This window comes from Pseudomonas ulcerans, assembly GCF_036324125.1.
Taxonomy (GTDB): Bacteria; Pseudomonadota; Gammaproteobacteria; order Pseudomonadales; family Pseudomonadaceae; genus Aquipseudomonas; species Aquipseudomonas ulcerans.
Window position 1 is genome coordinate 1 of the sequence record NZ_JAZDQN010000049.1, and the last position, 17,963, is coordinate 17,963.

Sequence of the window (17,963 nt, forward strand, 5' to 3'; positions counted from 1 at the left end):
TTTTTTGCTAGCCCGGGCGGTGCTCACTCCCGGCGCCGCCACGGCCCCGCGGCCCGGGGGGGCGGGGGTTCACCCGCGATGGCGTCGGTGATGCCACCATCGTAATCGCGGGTGAACCCGCTCCCACAGGGTACGCATTGCCCTTCACTTGACTGCGACAAGCCCGGTGCCGACCTCAGAACGTCCCCTTCAACGTCACCATGAAGTTACGCGGCTCGCCGTAGAAATTCCCCCACGAAACCGCCCCCACGCTCTGGTAGTACTTCTTGTCGAACAGGTTGCTGCCGTTGAGCGCCAGCGACCAGTGATCGTCGATGCGGTAGCCGATGCGCCCGCTCCAGATCGCATACCCGGCCTGGAACGATTCCACCGCCGGCCGCACGTTCGCATCGCGCACCGACACTTCGCTCTGCGCGGTCACCCCGGCGCCCACGCTGAAGCGCTCCAGCGCCCCGCCCAGCTGGTAGTCCGACCAGACCCGGAACAGGTGCCGCGGGAAGTAGCTGACGGTGAAGGTCGGTTCCTGCGGATTGCTGCTGGCGCTTTCCAGGTACCTGGTCTGGGTGTAGGTGTACCCCGCCAGCACCTGCAGCCGGTCGATGACCTCGCCGCTGATTTCCGCCTCGAAGCCCTGCGCCCGCACCTTGCCGGCATCGGTGTAGCAATAGCCGTCCGACGACCCCGGGCATTCGGTGTTGTAGTTGGCCTCGGCGCGATGTTCCTCGGTGGTGCGGAACAGGTTGAAGGCGGTGTTGACCCGGCCTTCCATCAGCTCACCCTTGATCCCCACCTCGTAGCTGCTGCCGGTCTTGGGCTGGATCGGGCTGCCGGACGCATCGGTGTAGGTGCTCTGTGGCTGGAAGATATCGGCGTAGCTGGTGTAGACCGACCACTGTTCATCGAGGTCGTAGATCAGCGCGGCATACGGCGTGACCTGGCCGTTTTCCTGGCTGCGATCGTGCTGCCAGTAGTCCCAGGCCTGGGTGTAGGAGTCGCGGCTGTTGCGGTACCAGCTGACCCGGGTGCCGAGCACGGCGGTCAGGGGCTCCGCCAGCTTCAGGCGCAGGGTCGCGTAGGTGCCGAACTGGCGGGTGTCCGACTCGGTCGGGTACGGGCCACCACGGTAGGAGTTGGGCGCGTAGTAGCTGTCCGGCGGCTCAGGGATGTCGTGGTTGGGGTTGAGCGGATCCTGGCGCGTGCCGAGCAGGCCGGTCATGTTGATCAGCGCCCAGTGATCGCGGGTCTGCGCACGGCTGGCGTTGGCGCCGACGATCAGCTCATGGCGCAGGCCGAAGGCGTCGAACTTGCCGTCCAGGTAGGCATCGAAGCCGTAGTCGGTCTGGTCATAGTCGAACACCCCGGAATACACCCCGGATGGCGCCGTGGTCGCCCCTGGCCTGACACCGCCGCTGGTTTCCGAGAGGGCGTACTTCATGTCCTGATCGTTGTGGGTCCAGACGCCGGCGAACTTTGCCGTCCAGTCGTCGTTCAGGCGGTGCGAGACGTCGGCGAACACCGTGGTGCGCTCGCTTTCCCAGTTGTTCCAGGAGGCACCGAGGCAGGTGGAGCGGCTCAGCTTGAGGTCATTGCCGTTGCTGTAGCGCGGCAGGCCGTGCCAGCACGGCGTGGCGTCGAGCCGTTCGTAGGCGACGCCCAGGCCCAGGGTAGTGTCCGGGGTGATGTCGTAGTCCAGGGCGCCGTAGAGGATCTGGTCGTCGCGCTGACCGAGGTCGTAGAAATACTGGCGATCCTGCAGCGCCACCACCGCACGGCCGCGCAGGGTCCCCGATTCGTTGAGCGGGCCACCGGTGTCCACCTGCCCGCGGTAGTTGTCCCAGGAGCCGGCCGACAGGGTCACGCTGGTGCTGGGCGTTTCCTGCCCGCGCTTGCGCACGAAATTGACCCCGCCTGCCGAACTGCCGGTGCCCTTCATCATCCCCGCCGTGCCCTTGAGCACCTCGACCCGGTCATAGAAGGCCATGTCGCCGGAGAAGCTGTTGGCCTGCACGTACTCGCCGCCGACATCCAGCGGCACGCCGTCGTACTGGTACTGGCCCTGCATCATGAAGCCGCGGGAATAGAAGTACTTGCCGCCCATGGGCGACTCGTACACCGCGATGCCCGGGGTCTTCTCCATGGCCTGGTCGATGGTGGTGACGTTCTGGTCGTCCATGTACTGGCGGGTGAGGACGGTCACCGACTGCGGGGTCTCGCGCAGGGTGTGGGTGCCCTTGCCGATGGTCAGGGCCCGGGCGGCGTAGGCGTTGGTGCCTTCGCTGGTGGCATCCAGGCGCTGGCTGTTGACGGTGGTGGCGTCCAGCTCCAGGGCACCCTGCGCGCTCGGCAGCGGGCGCAAGGCGTAGCTGCCGTTGCTCTGTGGCACGGCCTGCAGGCCGGTGCCCTGCAGCAGCACGGCAAAACCGCGGGCGACGCTGTAGCGACCCTCGAGGCCCTTGGACTGGCGGCCCTGGATCAGCGCGGCATCGAACGACAGGGCATTGCCGGACGCCGAGGCAAAGGCGCTGAGCACTGCGGTCAGGCTACCGGCGGGAATGTGGTAGGACTGCTCGGCGCTGGTCTCGGCGGCGCTGGCGACGCCCGGCAGAGCGGCCGCGCCAAGGGCGCAGAAGGTCAGGCGGATGGCGATCGCGACGGGCGTGAGCCGGCGGGCATGCGGGTACTTCATGGTGTTCCTCCCCAGGATGAAAATGTGCAAACGGCACATATCTGAGGATTGGCCGAGCGGGATGGGCAAACAGTGCAACGCGAACGAGAATTTTTTTCGCGCGGCTTCAGCCTTGGGCCGGCAGCACGCTGACCCAGTAGTCGGTACGCCGCACGATACGCAGGCCGAAACCGCTTTCCAGCGCCGCCAGGGCGCGGTCGGTGTCATCCAGGGGGAAGGCGCCGGAAATCTTCAGCCCGGCGATGGCAGGATCGCAGCGCAGCCAGCCCCGGCGGTAACGCGACAGCTCGTCGAGCAGCTCGCCGAGGGGGCGCTGGATGGCGATCAGGCTGCCACTGCGCCAGGACGCCACCGAGGCATCGCTGGGCCAGGGCGCGCCAAGCCGCGCAGCGTCGAAACGCACCTGCTGACCCGCCTCCAGGCGCAGCACCTGGTCGCTGTCGGCGGGACGCACTTCCACGGCCTTCTCCAGTACCGCCACTTCGCAGAACGGCGCTTCGGTCTGCACGGTGAAGCGGGTGCCCAGTGCGCGCACCGTGCCCTGCGGGATCTGCACAAGGAACGGCCGGCCGAGCGGGTCGGCGGCCGTCTGCACCAGCACCCGGCCACTGAGCAGGCGCAGCAGGCGGCGCTCATTGTCGAACTGCACGTCCAGCGCCGAGTGGCTGTCCAGCAGCAACTGGCTGCCATCGGCGAGCCGCAGCGCGCGCTGCTCGCCGACCTCGGTGTAGTGGCTGGCCCGCAGCGCCCGGCCCCATTGGCTGTCCCAGCCGCTCCAGCCCAGGGTGCCGACACCGGTCAGCACCAGCAGCTGGCGCAGGACCCGACGACGGGACTCGCGGGACTGCTGCAGCGCCGACGCCGCCACCCTGCCCGGCACGCCCTCGACCATCTGCCGTACCGCCTCGACCTGTTCCCAGGCCTGGCGGTGCAACGGGTCGGCGTTGTGCCAGTGCTGCCAGCGGCTGCGCTCGGCCTCGCTGTCCATCCCGGAGGACAGCCGCGCATACCACTGCGCCGCGCTGCGCAGCGCCTCGCGCTCGGCCGGTGCCAGTGGCGGCGTCACAGCAGGCCCATCCGGATCAGGCAGCAATGCTCCATGGCCTTGGCCATATGGTTGTTCACCGTGCGCAGGGAGATGCCCAGGCGCTCGGCGATCCTGGGATAACTCAGGCCCTCGAACTGGGACAGGATGAAGGTCTGGCGCACGGTATCGCCGAGGCTGTCGAGCATGCGGTCGATGTCCATCAGGGTTTCCAGGACGATGGCCTGGGTTTCCTGCGACGGATAGGCGTCCTCGGGCAAGGCGGCCAGGGCTTCGAGGTAGCTCTGTTCCAGGGCGCGGCGACGGAACAGGTCGATCACCAGACCCTTGGCCACGGTGCTCAGGTACTGCCGCGGCTGGCGGATCTCCAGGGCCTGGCGTGCCTTGATCACCCGCACGAAGGTGTCCTGGACCAGGTCGGCGGCATCGCTGCCGCAGTCCAGGCGCTTGCGCAACCAGCCACGCAGCCAGCCGCTGTGGGTCGCGTAGAGGTCGTGGGTGGCGGAGCGCAGGGCGAGGTCGTCGGCGGACATGGGAACAGGTCACTAATGAGAATTAGTTGCAATTTGACCTTTTTGTATCGGGTTTGGCAATGGGGGATGTAGGGCAACGCGGTCAGTGTAGGAGCGGATTCACCGGAACGCCGGACCGCCGCGATCGGCGGCGAAGCCGTCGTAAATCCTGAGTCCCGGTTTTGTCTGATGCACCGAAGAGGCAGGTTTTATGGCCGCTTCGCGGCCAATCGCGGATAAATCCGCTCCTACAGGGTTGTGAGCTGCTCCGGCGTGAATCAGGGCGTCCAGTCCACCTGATGCTCTTCCAGATACACATCCACCGCCGCTCCCACCGTCGGCTGGAACACGTCCCGGCCGATCCGCGCCAGCACTTCCAGGCGCTGCAGCTTGTCCTTCACTGGGTCCTTGACCTCGGCGAAACGCAGCTCGATGCCGTCGGCGCGAAGGATCTGCTCCAGCTCGATGAGCATGTCCGCCGAAGTCACGTCCACGCTGGTCATCGGTTCCGCGGCGATGACGATGCGCCGCACCTGGTCCGGCGCCTGCTGCACCGCGCGCAGCACGCATTTCTGGAACAGGTCGGCGTTGGCGAAGAACAGCGGCGCGTCCCAGCGGAACAGCACCAGCCCGGGCACCCGCCGGGCATGGGGGTGACGGCTGATGTCGTGGTAGCCGCGAATGCCCTCGACCCGGCCCAGGATCGCCGAGTGTGGCCGCCAGCCGTCCCAGAGGAACTCGATCACCGCGATCACCACCGCCAGGCCGATCCCCGGCACCGCGCCGAGCACCACGACGCCGACGAAACAGCTTATCGACAGCCAGAACTCCCATTGCTGGATGCGGTAGATGCGCCGCAGGTCCTTGAACTCGAACAGGCCGATGGCGGCGGCGATCACCACCGCAGCCAGGGCGCTGGTAGGCAGGTGCTTGAGCAGGTCCGGGCCGAACAGCAGCAACAGGGCCACGCCGAGCGCACCAAAGACCCCGGCCAGCTGGGTGCGGGCGCCGGCCGCTTCGGCCACCGGCGTGCGCGACGAACTGCTACTCACCGGAATGCCCTGGAACAGCCCGGTGGCCAGGTTGGCCATGCCCAGGCCGATCATTTCCTGGTTGGCGTTCACCGGGGTGCGGGTCTTTGCCGCGTAGGTGCGCGACAGCACGCTGGTGTCGGCGAAGGACACCAGGGCCACGGCAAAACCACCGACCAGCACGGCCTGCAGGTCATCGAAGCTGATAAGCGGCAAGGCGAATCCCGGCAGCCCCTGCGGCAACGAGCCGGTGACCTTGACCCCGTGCTCGGCCTCCAGCCTGAACAGCCACGCGGCCAGCGTCGCGACCACCACCGCGATGAGAATGCCCGGCACACGCTCGAAGCGCTTGAGCAGGAGAATGATCGCCAGGCTGCCGCCGCCGATAGCGAAGGCATGCCAGTTGGCCTGGCCATCCAGCAGCGCGCGCAGCAGGTGCCAGACATCCTGCAGCGGGCCGTCGCTCTCAACGGAAATGCCGAACAGCCTGGGGGTTTGACTGATCAGCACGGTCAAGGCGATGCCATTCATGTAGCCATAACGGATCGGCTTGGACAGCAACTCGGTGATGAAGCCCAGGCGCAGCAGGCCCGCCCCCAGGCAGACGAGACCGGAGACCAGGGCCATGGCGCTGGCAAGGACGATGGCGCGCTGCGGGTCGCCGCCGGACAGCGGCAGGATCACGGCGAGGATGATCGCCACCAATGCCGAATCGGGCCCCAGCACGAGGATGCGGCTGGGGCCGAACAGCGCGTAGGCCAGCAGCGGCACGATGGTCGCGTACAGGCCGTAGATCCCCGGTACGCCCGAGGCCTCGGCGTAGGCGATGCCCACCGGCACCAGCATGGCGGTGAGCACCAGGCCGGCGAGCAGGTCCTTCGGCAGCCAGGTGGGCGAGTAGCCCTTGAGCAATTGCAATCCCGGCAGCCAGCGGCGCCAGTCGCGCAGGGACGGGGGAACGGACGGTGGGTGATCCATTGGCACTTCCTTGGCAGCACGGAAACAGTCCCTGAATCTAGCAAGGATCCCCTGCCCCTCGCACCCGCCGATTGTTCTACAGCGGCGGGCGAGCCTTGTTCACCCACTCCTGCACCGACGGCCGCTGCCATTGCCGCTCGGCATAGGCCTTGAGCCGCGCCGGGAGCGGATCACCATTGAGGACCAGGCGGTTGAGCATGACCGCCAGTTCCACATCGGCGATCGACCAGTGCCCGGCCAGGTGATCGGTGCCCTCCGGCAGCAGCGCCTCGGCCGCGGCGATCAGCTTGCGTGCCGCGGCCTGGCCGGCAGCGGACAGCGGGCCGGCCTTGACCCCGCAGAACACCACCATGGTCGAGCGCTGCTCGCGGATCGGTACCAGGTCGCTGCGCAGCCAGGCCTGGACCTGGCGCACCCGGGCGCGTTCCTGCGGGTCGCGCGGGTACACCGGATGGCCTGGGTAGAGGTCTTCCAAATACTCGGTGATGGCAGAGGATTCGGACAGGGCGAAGCCGTTGTGCAGCAGGGTCGGGACCCGTTGGGTCAAGGACAGCCGGGCGTAGTCGTCGGCCTGGTTGGCGCCGTCATCGAGGTCGACCAGCACGGTGTCGAAGTCGAGACCTTTCTCCCGGAGGGTGATGTACACCGACATGGCATAGGGACTGACATGGCGGGCGTCGACATACAGGCGGAACTGACTCATGGCGCGATCTCCTTGGTTGAGGTGACCACGCTATGAGGTTTGCGAGGGGAAATACAATCCAACGTTTTCATGGGGGTATTCCAGGGCGGAATACCCACAGGCACCTTCAGGCCTGATCCCGCCAGGTCGTGCATCGCCAGGATGCCGGCGCGCAGCGACGATCCCCGTCGAACAGACGGCCTCCCTGCAGCGCGAGTTCGGCTTCAGCCAGATCGATGAGCAGCGCCGTATCGCCCCCCGTGAACAGGGCACGGAAGGCTGCGTCGAAGCGATCGCCCAGGGACGCGTCCAGTTCGTTCAAGAGACGGGGTGCCCATTTGCCGGTGCCATACCAGCGCCCTCTGCCGCGCAATGCCAGCTCGACCAGCCGGGGGTGGAGCATGGCGCCGATGGCCAGGATCTCGCTGGCGGGCCGATCACCCTGCAAGTCATCCAGCGCATCGGTGATTTCATAGCGCAGCGTGTCCAGGGCCGTGGATGCCAGCGGTGCAGGCCCTGCGGCCAGCAGCGCCGAGGCATGATCGCGCAAGGCTTGCGCAGTACTGCCCTCCTCACCGATGACAACGCCCTCCACGACCATGTTGAGCATGCTCGGGCGCCCTCGTTTTGCATCTTCCTGGATGAACCAGGCGAGGGTTTGCGGATCGTGGACGAATGCCTCGACCGGCACCCCGTCGACCAGGAAGGACTCCCGGTACGCCGCCTCCAGCCGGTCGAACACCACCACAAGATCGATATCGGAGAAGCGGGTACCCTGCCCCCGCATGATCGAGCCCGCAACATAAGCGAACGCCGCCTCGGGATAGCGTGCTTGTACAACCGCCCCGGCAACGGCCAGTGCTTCGCCGGGGGTAAGGGTCTCCTGCTTCATCATCGAGTCGTGTCCATACGTGTGAAAGGTCCAGGGCGCACTATGCACTATCTCCGTGCCGACCGGCCCAGCGCTTTCAGCCTCGGACCACCCCCGAAGCGTCGAAATTGTCCCTAACGCGACGATCGCTGTCCCTCACGCGTTAGACGGGCAGCAGGGCGCCCCGCATCATGGACGCCCCTGTCCGTCACCCGCCCTGTCCCGCCGCCATGAACAGTCCGACGCTGCACCCGCACGACCTTTCGCTGGATGTCCTGACCCAGCTCAAACGCATCGCCGACGCCCTGGAGCGTGCCTATCCGCCGGAAGCGGCGCGGACCTTCGACCCCGACGTGATCGCCTGGCAATGGCAATACCGCCTGCGCCAGGGCGTCAGCCAGGCCACCCTGCTGCCGGTGGCACAGCCGGGGCTGATCGCCTTCGAGCAGTTGCAGAACATCGAGCGGCAGAAGGATCTGATCCGCCGCAACACCCTGCAGTTCCTCCAGGGCAAGCCGGCCAACAACGTGCTGCTGACCGGCTCGCGGGGGACCGGCAAGTCCTCCCTGGTCAAGGCCTGCCTCAACGAATTCCACCCCCAGGGCCTGCGCCTGGTGGAGATCGACAAGGAAAACATCGGCGACCTGCCGGAAGTGATCGAGATCGTCGCGCGCCAGCCAGGACGCTTCATCCTGTTCTGCGACGACCTGTCGTTCGAGGAAGGCGATATCGGCTACAAGCGCCTGAAAACCGTGCTGGACGGTTCCGTGGCCGGCCAGGCGTCCAACTCGCTGATCTACGCCACCTCCAACCGTCGCCACCTGATCGCCGAACGGGCCTCGGACAACCTGTCCATGACCCGTGGCGAAAACGGCGCGCTGCACCCGGGCGAAGAAGTCGAGGAAAAGATCTCGCTGTCCGAGCGTTTCGGCCTGTGGATTTCCATCTACAGCTTCTCGCCGGACGAGTACCTGGCAGCGGTCAACCACTGGCTGGCCAGCTACGGCGTGCCCGAGGACGCGTTCGAGGACGCCCATGTCCACGCCACCCGCTGGGCGATCCAGCGCGGCTCGCGCTCGGGGCGCATCGCCGCGCAGTTCGCCCGGGACTACGCCGGGCGGTTCGCCGGATAGGCCACGGCCCGGCGCGGACTCAGAACTTCAGCTGCCACTGCCCCACGACCGCATGGTTGCGGCTGTTGCTGCCCAGTTCGCCGTTGTAGCCCAGGCTTACCGACTGGGTCGCACTGACACCCAGCTCCAGCCCGGCCTCGACCACCAGGCTGTCGCGGTCCAGCGCGCTGCCTTCGACGCTGAAGGCATCGCCACCGGCGATGAACGCCTGGCGGGTACGGGTATCGACATTGCCGTAGACATGCCGCCAGCCCAGGCTCGCCCGCGGGGTCAGGCTCATGCCGTTGTCCAGTTGCCCCAGGTGCGCGATGCGCACGCCGAAGGTGCTGGTGACGTTGTCCTGGGTATCGCTGTCCACCGCCAGCGCGGCATCCCCGCCCTTCTCCCGGTAGCCATCACGGTGATAACGCTGGTAGCCGAGGTTGGCGAACGGTTCGGCGCTGAAGCGCCCGCTGCCCAGGGCGTAGCCCAGTTCGGCGAAGGCCTGCTGGCTGTCGGCGTCGTAGTCGCCCTTGAGGCGCTCGTTGAAGCCACTGAAGGCCACGTCGCGCTTGCTGTCGCCATCGTGGGCGCTGTACGCCGCACCCAGGCGCAGGGCCAGCGCACCGCTCTGCCGCACCCCGTAGACACCGGCGTGCCAGCTATTGACCTTGCCATCCAGCCCGGTGGCATCCAGCCGCGTGCGCGAATAGCCGCCGAGCACACCCAGGCGCCAGTCGCTGCCGAGCGCCCAGTCCAGGCCCATCACCGCACCGCCGGTGCGCTGCTCCAGCGCACTGCCGCCATGGCTGCCGTCGACCTTGCCGTAGCTGCCCAGGGCCTGGACCCAGAGGCGACCGCGGGCATTCGGGTCGTTGAGGTTGCGCACGCCCTGCGGCAGGCCGGTGGCGGCCAGGACCGGCGTGTCCTCTTCGTTCAGCCCCACCAGCAGCCCGGCATTGCTGCCCATCGACTGCATGGCGCCGAGCATCGTGCCGGCGACCTGGGCGCTGCCGCTCATGGTCGCCGCCGCCAGGTTGGCGGTGTTGCTGCCGGACAACTGCTCGATGGCGCTGCTGGCCGTGCCGGTGGAGGTGTTCAGCAGGGCGTTGTACAGCTTGCTGTCGTTGCCCAGGCTGCCCAGTGCACGGGCCGCGGCACCACCGTTGGCGGTCTGGCTGTAGTGCTCGAAGGCCACGTCGTTGCGGGTGTAGGTGAGGCCGACCGAGGTGGCGTTGTAGCTCAGGGTCGGGGTCAGGAACGCGTAGTCGCTGGTGACCTTGCCGAAGGTGCCATCCACCGCGCCGGCAGTCAGCACGGTGTACTGGCTCTTCCACGGGTACTCGCCCGCCGAAGGCTGTACGTTCAGGGTGGCGCCATTGAGATGGGCAGTACCGGTGACGCTGATCGGCGCACTGCTGCCGTCGGCGTTGACGCCGTACATCAGGCTGGCACCGCTGCCGAAGGACAGATCGCCATTGACCTTGGCCACGCCCAGGCCGGTGTTGGTCAGCAGGCTGCCGTTGACGGTCAGCCCGCCCACCGAACCACCGCCGGCATAGACGCCCCCGGCATCCACCACCATGGCGCCAAGGATGCTGCCCTGGTTGACCAGGGTCGCACCGGCCAGGACGCTGCCCCCCTGGCTGAAATCGTTGACGCTGCTGAGGGTCCAGCGGCCACCGCTGACCACCAGTTTCTCGAAGTTGGCGCTGTTGCCGAAGCTGCCGCTGCCGTCCAGGGTCAGGGTGTCGATGCCCTCGCCCGCATCCACCAGGCCCTCGAACACGCCGCCGGTGAGCACGGTCAGGCTGTCGTTGCCGGCGCCCATGCTCAGGGCCAGGCCATTGCCGCCGTGGATGGTGCCGCCGTTGATCACGGTATCGGCGAAGTCGCCGATCAGCTTGATGCCGAAACCGCCCTCGCCCGCGATACGCCCAAGGTTGGTGATGCTGGTAGCGCCCTCGCCGGAGCCTTCGGCGCCGTCGTCGACGAGGATGCCGTTGTCGACGCTGCGGATCACCCCACTGGCGGTGTTGACGATGCTCCCGCCGCCCATGGCGATGCCTTCGCTGCCGTTGGGCCGGCCGCCGCTGTCGACGCCCTTGGCACCCAGGCCCTGGATGGTGCCTTCGTTGTAGATATGGCCGATCAGGTCGATATCGACGCCATCGCCGTCACCGTTGATCTTGCCGTCGGCAATGGCCCCGGTGATCACCCCGCCGGCGTAGTTGAACACCGTGCCGGAGCCGTCGGAGCCGAAGCCGGAACCGTTGCGCCCGGTGACTTCGCCATGGTTGTAGAGGGTAGTGTCGGTCTTCAGGTCGATGCCATGGCGGTCGGCGCTGATGCTGCCGTAGTTGTACACGGTGACGCCGGTGGAGGTGCCGATCTTGATGCCGTCGAACTTCTGGTCCAGGCCATCCTTGTCCTGCGGCGCGGTGTCGGTGTAGATGCGCCCGTAGTTGGTGACCACGGCGTTGGAGCCGGTCTTGATGGCGTCGTTGCCCACCGAATGAATCACCCCGGTGGCTTCGTTGGTGATGCTGGTGGTGAACTTGACGTTGTTCAGGGCTTCCAGGTCGATGGCCTGGCCATCGACGGTGGACTCTATGGTGCCGGCGTTGACGATCTTCAGGGTGCCGCCGGCGCTGGGGTTGGTCTGGAAACGCAGGCCGTCGTTGGTGCCCTGGATCAGCGCGCCAGCCTGGTTGTTGATCACGTAGGCGCTGACGTCCTCGCCCTCGTCCTTGGTGTCGATGCCGCGGGCCACGGTGGAACGGATGATCCCGGCGTTGGTCACGGTCATGGTGGTGCCGCTGGTGTGCTTGGGCAGGATCACCCCGTCGTCCTTGCTCGACACGATGCTGCCCTTGGCGGACACGCTGAGGTTGTCGCCCTTCTTCAATTCCAGGGTGTCGGTGGTGGCGCTGGTGATCGAATAGTCCTTGGCGAACAGGGATGGCGCGAAGGAGGCGCTGGCGAGGGCGACGCAGAGAGCAAGGCGATGACGGGTGAAAAGCATGGTTGGCGGCCATTGTCGTTATGAGAAGGCCGCCTAATATGGCCAGTCGATATTACGGTTTGATGCTGCTGGCCTCATCGCTGGCAAGCCAGCTCCCACAAGGATCGCGTGCACCGCAAATTGCCAGCGATAGGGCCATCAGCATCAAGCATCCGCCAGGATCAGGTCCGCCCCCTTCTCTGCCACCATCAGCACCGCCGCATGGGTATTGCCCGAGGTGACGTTGGGGAAGATCGACGCATCCACCACCCGCAGCCCGTCGAGGCCGTGCACCTTGAGGCGCTTGTCCACCACCGAGGTCTGTTCATCCGCGCCCATGGCGCAGCTGCCGCACAGGTGGTAGATCGATCCGCAGTTCTCGCGGAAGTACGCCAGCATCTGTTCGTCACTTTCCACCGCCGGCCCGGGCAGCACTTCATCCACGGTAATGCCCTTGAGCGCCGGGGCCTGCATGATCCGGCGCATCAGGCGGCTGCCCTGGATCGCTTCGTCGCGGTCCTTCTCGGTGCTCAGGTAGTTCGGGTCGATCAATGCCGCGTCCCGCGGGTTGCCCGAGGCGATCTCGACATGCCCGCGACTGGTCGGCCGGCACGGGTTGAAGCACAGCAGGAACCCGGAATACGGCTCGGGCTTGAGGCTGGCCTTGTTGTTCTTGGGGATCTGGTACGACAGTGGGTTGAAGTACAGCTGCAGGTTGGGGTTGTGCTCTTCGTCGTTGCCACGGAAGAACCCGCCCGCCTGGTTGACGCTCATGGCCAGCGCGCCCTTGCGCGTCAGCAGGTACTGGATACCCAGCTTGAGCTGGCCGAGCAGCGAACTGAGCTCGTCGTTCAGGGTCGGCACATTGGCCTTGTAGTAGTAGCTGACGCACAGGTGGTCCTGAAGATTCTGCCCCACCGCCGGCAACTGCCTGACCTGCGCGATGCCGTGCTTGTCCAGCAGAGCGCGGTCACCAACGCCAGACAACTGGAGAATCTTCGGCGTGTCCACCGCGCCGGCGCAGAGGATCACTTCCTTGCGTGCGGTGAAGCTGCGGTTGACCCCGTTCTGGCTGACCAGCACGCCGATGGCACGCTGCCCGGCCGCATCGAACAGCACCCGGTCCACCAGGGCATGGTGCTCGACCTTGAGGTTGGCCCGGCCCAGCGCCGGGTGCAGGTGGGCGAAGCTGCTGGAACAGCGCTGGCCATTGCGGGTGTTGACGTCGTAGATACCAGCGCCTTCGAAGCGCGGACCGTTGAAGTCGTCGCTGCGCGGGTAGCCCAGCTCTTCGCAGCCCTTGAGGAAGACGTCGCAGATCGGGTGGGTCTGGCCTTTCATCGGGGTAATGCTGATCGGACCGCTGCCGCCGTGGTACTCGCTGTCGCCCAGCGGGTGGTTCTCCAGCTTTCGGAAGTACGGCAGCACGTCCTTGAAGCCCCAGCCGTCGTTGCCGTTGGCCGCCCAGTCGTCGAAGTCATGGGCCTGGCCGCGCACGTAGATCATCGCGTTGATCGAGCCGGAGCCGCCCTGGACCTTGCCGCGCGGCGCATACAGGGCGCGGTTGGCAAGCTGCTTCTGCGGCTGGCTGTAGTACATCCAGTTGAAGGTCGGGTTGTAGTACATCTTGGCGAAGCCGACCGGGATCCTGAACCAGAACGAGCCGTCCTTGCCGCCCGCTTCCAGCAGCAGCACCGAGTACTTGCCCGAGGCCGACAGGCGATTGGCGAGGACGCAACCGGCCGCACCGGCGCCGGCGATGATGTAGTCGTAAGTCATGCACATTTACCGCGTAAGTCGGGAAAAACCCCGCCCGTCGCCGGGCGGGTAATCGGGGTCAGCCCTTGGCTGGCGAGGTGTCGCGCACGTCCACCGGGTTCGGCGCCATCTGCAGGTGCAGGCGCTGGCCGGTGTACGGCGTGTGCTTGCGCACCACGTCCATGTTCAGCTCGACGCCAAGGCCAGGCTCGCTGGACGGGATGATGTAGCCGCCCTCCCATTGCAGCGGCTTCTTCAACACTTCGGCGTGGAAGCCACCCCAGGTCTCGATGCTTTCCTGGATCAGGAAGTTCGGCGTGCAGGCCGCCAGCTGGAAGCTCGCCGCCGCGCCGATCGGGCCGTTGTACAGGTGTGGGGCGATCTGCGCGTAGTACACCTCGGCCAGGCTGGCGATCTTCTTCGCTTCCAGCAGGCCGCCGCAGCGCGCCACGTTCATCTGCAGGATCGACGCACCGCCGGCCTGCAGCAGCTTGAAGAACTCGTACTTGGTGGTCAGGCGCTCGCCGGTAGCGATGGGGATGCTGGTCTTGCCGGCGACCTGGGCCATGGCGTCTTCCTGGCCTGGCGGGATCGGTTCCTCGAACCACAGCGGGTCGTACTTCTCCAGCCGCCGGGCCAGGCGGATCGCCGAGGACGGCACCATCTGCCCGTGGGTACCGAACAGCAGGTCGCACTGGTTGCCCACGGCTTCGCGAATCCGGCGGCAGAACAGCTCGCAGCGGTCCAGCACTTCCAGCGACAGCTGGTGCCCGGAATAGGCGGTGTACGGGCCGGCCGGATCGAACTTCAGCGCAGTGAAGCCCTTGTTCAAGTTCTGCACCGCGCATTCGGCCGCCAGGTCCGGGTCGTCGTAGTCGTACTCGCCCTTGGCGTTGACCGGGTACAGGTAGGTGTAGGAGCGCAGGCGCTCATGCACCTTGCCGCCGAGCAGTTCGTACACCGGCTTGTTCGCCGCCTTGCCGATGATGTCCCAGCAGGCCATTTCCAGGCCGCTGACCACGCCCATCATGGTCAGGTCGGGACGCTGGGTGAAGCCGCTGGAGTAGGCCTGGCGGAAGAAGCGCTCGACATGGTGCGGGTCCTGGTCGAGCAGATGGCGCTCGAACACGTCCTCGATGATCGGCAGCATGGCCTTGGGGCCGAAGGTGGCGGCGTAGATCTCGCCGACGCCTTCGATGCCGCAGGCGGTGCGCAGCTTGACGAACAGCCAGTACATGCCGCCGATGTGCGGTGGCGGGACGGCGACGATATGGGTTTCGAGGGCGACGATTTTCATCTCAGGCACCTGTGTTCAGAAGACGTTGTTTGCGTTTGACCCGGCCGCGCAGGACCACTGCGGCGAGGGTCCCGACCAGGCCCACGGCGCCGATGTAGCCGAAGTACAGCTTGTAGCCGAGGGCGCCCGGGTAGTGTTCGGTGAGGTAGCCGTTGATCAGCGGGATGAAGGTGTCCGGCAGGTAGCCCACCACCGAGACGATGCCGATGGCCAGGCCGGTGATGCGCAGCGGGATGTCGCAGGTATCCAGGATCGCCCAGTACAGGCCGCGGATGGCGTAGGTCATCAGGCCGATGAAGATCACCGTGGTGATCAGCAGGCCGAGGCTGTTCAAGCCGGGGAACACGATCAGGCCGAAGACGCCCAGGGTGGCCAGGAGCATGGCGACGATCAGCACCGAGACATTGCTGAACCTGTCACCCAGCCAGCCGCCGCCGATACCGCCGAGGGGGCGCATCCACAGCTTGATGGTGGTGATGGTGCCGGCCATGACCGCGGTCATGCCGCTGCCCTGCAGGTAGTCGGAGAAGCTGTAGGTGGCCCAGAAGATGTGGTAGCCGCAGAACACGATGGCAGTGACCAGCCACAGTTCAGGGATCTTCACCAGGGTCGCCAGGTCGCCGAGCAGGTTGTACTTGCCCTTCTCCACCGGTGCGGCTTCCTCCATGGACCTGGGGTCCTTGAGCATCACCAGCACGCAGCCGATGGCGATGCAGGTGAAGGAGTACAGGTAGACCACATGGCGGAAGCCTTCGGCCACCGACTCGCCGCGGGTCTCGGTGGCCATGGCGAACAGCGCCAGGGCCACGGTCGCCAGCAGCGCCTCGACCAGGCCGCGACCACCGTCGAGGATGCCGAAGAAGCGGCCCTGCTCGGAATGCCGGGCGATCATCTTGACCCGCTTGAGCACCGAGGCCCAGAAGGTCAGGCCGGTGGTCAGGCCCCAGCAGCCGAAGATGACCAGCAGGCCGCTCATGCCCGGCGCAGTGGCGTACCACAGGCCGAGGGCACCGGTGGCCACCAGCGAGAAGAAGATCAGGAAGCGCGGGGCGATGCGGTCGGCCAGCCAGCCGCTGGGCAGGTAGCTGAGCAGGAAGATGGTGCCGAGCATGGAATACAGGTAGCCCAGCTCGCTGTGGTTGATCTGGAACACCTCCAGCATGGTGGTCTGGTAGACCTGGCGCAGGTAGAGGATCGGATAGATCGCGCCGGCGGCGAGCACCAGCAGCATCAGTTGGAAATAGCGACTTCCCTTGTCGCTGTTGCCCTCGGAGCGGGCAGCGGATCCCTGGACAGCGGCAGCATTGGCAGCATGCTTGGACATGGATGAGACCTCGGGCACCCTGCGGGGCAGGCGTGCCGGTTAATTGTTTTTATTGAGGGTGAAGCGGCTGCACGCATTGCGTGCAGCTTGGTACGGAATCGTCAGTACTTCATGACCACCAGTCGGGTCTGGGTGAATTCGAGCATCCCGTGCTTGCCGTCGTCGCCGCCCAGGCCCGAGCGTTTCCAGCCGGCGTGGAAGCCCTGGTAGGGGTCGGCCGGGGTGCGGTTGACGTAGAGCTCGCCGGCTTCGATGGCGGCGGCGACCTTCATGGTGGTGCGGTAGTTCTCGCTGTAGAGCACCGAGGACAGGCCGAACTGATGGTCGTTGGCCATGTCCAGGGCCTGGTCGATGTCGTGGTAGCTCAGCAGCGCCAGCACTGGACCGAAGGTCTCCTCCTGGACGATCTCCATGTCCTGGCGGCAGTGGCTGAGCAGGGTCGGCGGGTAGAAATGCCCGGGCCCTTGCGGAATGAAGCCGCCGGTTTCCAGCACCGCACCGGCGGCGACGGCACGCTCGACCATGGCGTGGATGTTGCGCCGGGCTGCCGCGTTGACCAGCGGGCCCATGCGGCTCGGGTCCTGGGCGCGGTCACCGAAACGCACCGCGGCGAACTTCTCCTTGAGCAGCGCCAGCAAACGGTCATGCACGCTTTCGTGGACGTAGACCCGCTCCACCGCCGTGCACAGTTGGCCGCAGTGGGTGGTCTTGGAGCCGACGATGGCGCTGGCGGCCTGTTCCAGGTCGGCGTCGGGCTCGACGATCACCGGCGTCTTGCCGCCCAGCTCCAGCGACGGCTTGGCGATGTTTTCCTTGCAGTAGTCGAGGACGATGCGCCCGGCATTGACGCTGCCGGTCAGGGTGATCAGGCCGACCGCCTTGTGCGTGCACAGGCTGGCGGCGGTGGCGTGGTCCATGGTCAGGATGTTCAGCACCCCCGCCGGCAGGCCGGCCTGCTCCGCCGCGCGGGCAATCTCGAAGGCCGACAGCGGCGTGTTGTTGCTGGGCCGCACCACCACCGTATTGCCGGTGATCAGCGCCGGGGCGATCTTGCGCAGCAGGGTGTAGACCGGGTAGTTGAAGGGGATCAGGCAGGCCACCACGCCGATCGCCTCGCGGTGCAGGAACAGGCGTTCGTCAGGGGTGTCGCTGGGGATGATCTCGCCTTCGACGCGGCGCGCCCATTCGGCGTGGTAGCGGGTGATCTGCGCCGCGTAGCGGGCTTCGTTGCTGGCGTCATCCAGGCTCTTGCCGGACTCGGCGGCCAGGGCCTCGCCGATCGGCACGGCGCGGGCTTCGAGGGCGTCGGCGAAGGCGCGCAGATGCTCGCCGCGCTCGATGCTGGTCAGCTTGCCCCAGGTCTTCTGTGCGCGGGCGGCAGCGTCCACGGCGGCGATGGCCTCCTGCGCGGTGGCGGCCGAGACCTGGCCGACCAGGGCCTCGGTGGCCGGGTCGTACACGGCGATCTGCGCCGTGCCGGCAGGCTCGATGAAGTGGCCATCAACAAAATTTCGCTCGATTCGCATCGCAATCCGCCCATCGTTGTCGCGTTGTTATTGACGGGCAGTGTTGGGATTTGGCGGGGGTTGGACAAACGATGAATTTCGCGGGGGAACATTCGAAAAAGGAATGTTAGTGGGTTTGGGGGTTTACTTTCGGGCCT

12 protein-coding genes are annotated in these 17,963 nt (G+C 66.4%); 1 reads left to right on the forward strand and 11 read right to left on the reverse strand.

All coding sequences use genetic code 11. From position 1 onward, the window contains the following. Window positions 1-175 precede the first annotated feature (175 nt). The 6 genes from V0R59_RS27650 to V0R59_RS27675 form a co-directional block, all read right to left on the reverse strand. Window positions 176-2,686: a TonB-dependent siderophore receptor gene (locus tag V0R59_RS27650; protein WP_330077771.1), complete on the reverse strand. Its 2,511-nt coding sequence runs from the start codon at window positions 2,684-2,686 to the stop codon at window positions 176-178. A 106-nt stretch (window positions 2,687-2,792) separates the two neighbouring features. Beyond that, window positions 2,793-3,752, reverse strand: coding sequence for a FecR domain-containing protein (locus V0R59_RS27655; protein ID WP_330077772.1), 960 nt, complete (start codon window positions 3,750-3,752; stop codon window positions 2,793-2,795). Continuing rightward, window positions 3,749-4,264, reverse strand: a complete 516-nt coding sequence (locus V0R59_RS27660) for a sigma-70 family RNA polymerase sigma factor (RefSeq protein ID WP_330077773.1) — start codon at window positions 4,262-4,264, stop codon at window positions 3,749-3,751. The genes V0R59_RS27655 and V0R59_RS27660 overlap by 4 nt, the downstream gene beginning before the upstream one ends. A 257-nt stretch (window positions 4,265-4,521) precedes the next feature. Next, window positions 4,522-6,252, reverse strand: a complete 1,731-nt coding sequence (locus V0R59_RS27665; protein ID WP_330077774.1) for a SulP family inorganic anion transporter — start codon at window positions 6,250-6,252, stop codon at window positions 4,522-4,524. A gap of 76 nt (window positions 6,253-6,328) precedes the next feature. Beyond that, entirely contained in the window at window positions 6,329-6,955 is a 627-nt protein-coding gene (gene yfcF / locus V0R59_RS27670) for a glutathione transferase (protein WP_330077775.1), read from the reverse strand. A 106-nt stretch (window positions 6,956-7,061) separates the two neighbouring features. Further along, entirely contained in the window at window positions 7,062-7,826 is a 765-nt protein-coding gene (locus V0R59_RS27675) for a nucleotidyltransferase domain-containing protein (protein ID WP_330105849.1), read from the reverse strand. 209 nt (window positions 7,827-8,035) lie between these two features. Here V0R59_RS27675 and V0R59_RS27680 point away from each other — a divergent pair, with 209 nt between their 5' ends. Continuing rightward, a complete protein-coding gene (locus tag V0R59_RS27680; RefSeq protein WP_408005258.1) occupies window positions 8,036-8,938 on the forward strand; it encodes an ATP-binding protein in 903 nt (300 codons plus the stop codon). 19 nt (window positions 8,939-8,957) lie between these two features. Here the strand turns inward: V0R59_RS27680 and V0R59_RS27685 are convergent, their stop codons facing one another. From V0R59_RS27685 to aldA, 5 genes are all read right to left on the reverse strand, one after another. After that, a complete protein-coding gene (locus V0R59_RS27685; RefSeq protein WP_330077778.1) occupies window positions 8,958-11,942 on the reverse strand; it encodes an autotransporter outer membrane beta-barrel domain-containing protein in 2,985 nt (994 codons plus the stop codon). Between the two features lie 144 nt (window positions 11,943-12,086). Beyond that, window positions 12,087-13,700 (reverse strand): GMC family oxidoreductase, encoded by a 1,614-nt coding sequence (locus V0R59_RS27690; RefSeq protein WP_330077779.1) that lies wholly within the window; start codon window positions 13,698-13,700, stop codon window positions 12,087-12,089. Window positions 13,701-13,758: 58 nt separating this feature from the next. After that, window positions 13,759-14,976, reverse strand: coding sequence for a mandelate racemase/muconate lactonizing enzyme family protein (locus V0R59_RS27695; protein WP_330077780.1), 1,218 nt, complete (start codon window positions 14,974-14,976; stop codon window positions 13,759-13,761). Window position 14,977: 1 nt separating this feature from the next. Further along, entirely contained in the window at window positions 14,978-16,300 is a 1,323-nt protein-coding gene (locus V0R59_RS27700; RefSeq protein ID WP_330077781.1) for an MFS transporter, read from the reverse strand. 101 nt (window positions 16,301-16,401) lie between these two features. Then, entirely contained in the window at window positions 16,402-17,826 is a 1,425-nt protein-coding gene (gene aldA, locus V0R59_RS27705; protein WP_330077782.1) for an aldehyde dehydrogenase, read from the reverse strand. Window positions 17,827-17,963: the final 137 nt, after the last annotated feature.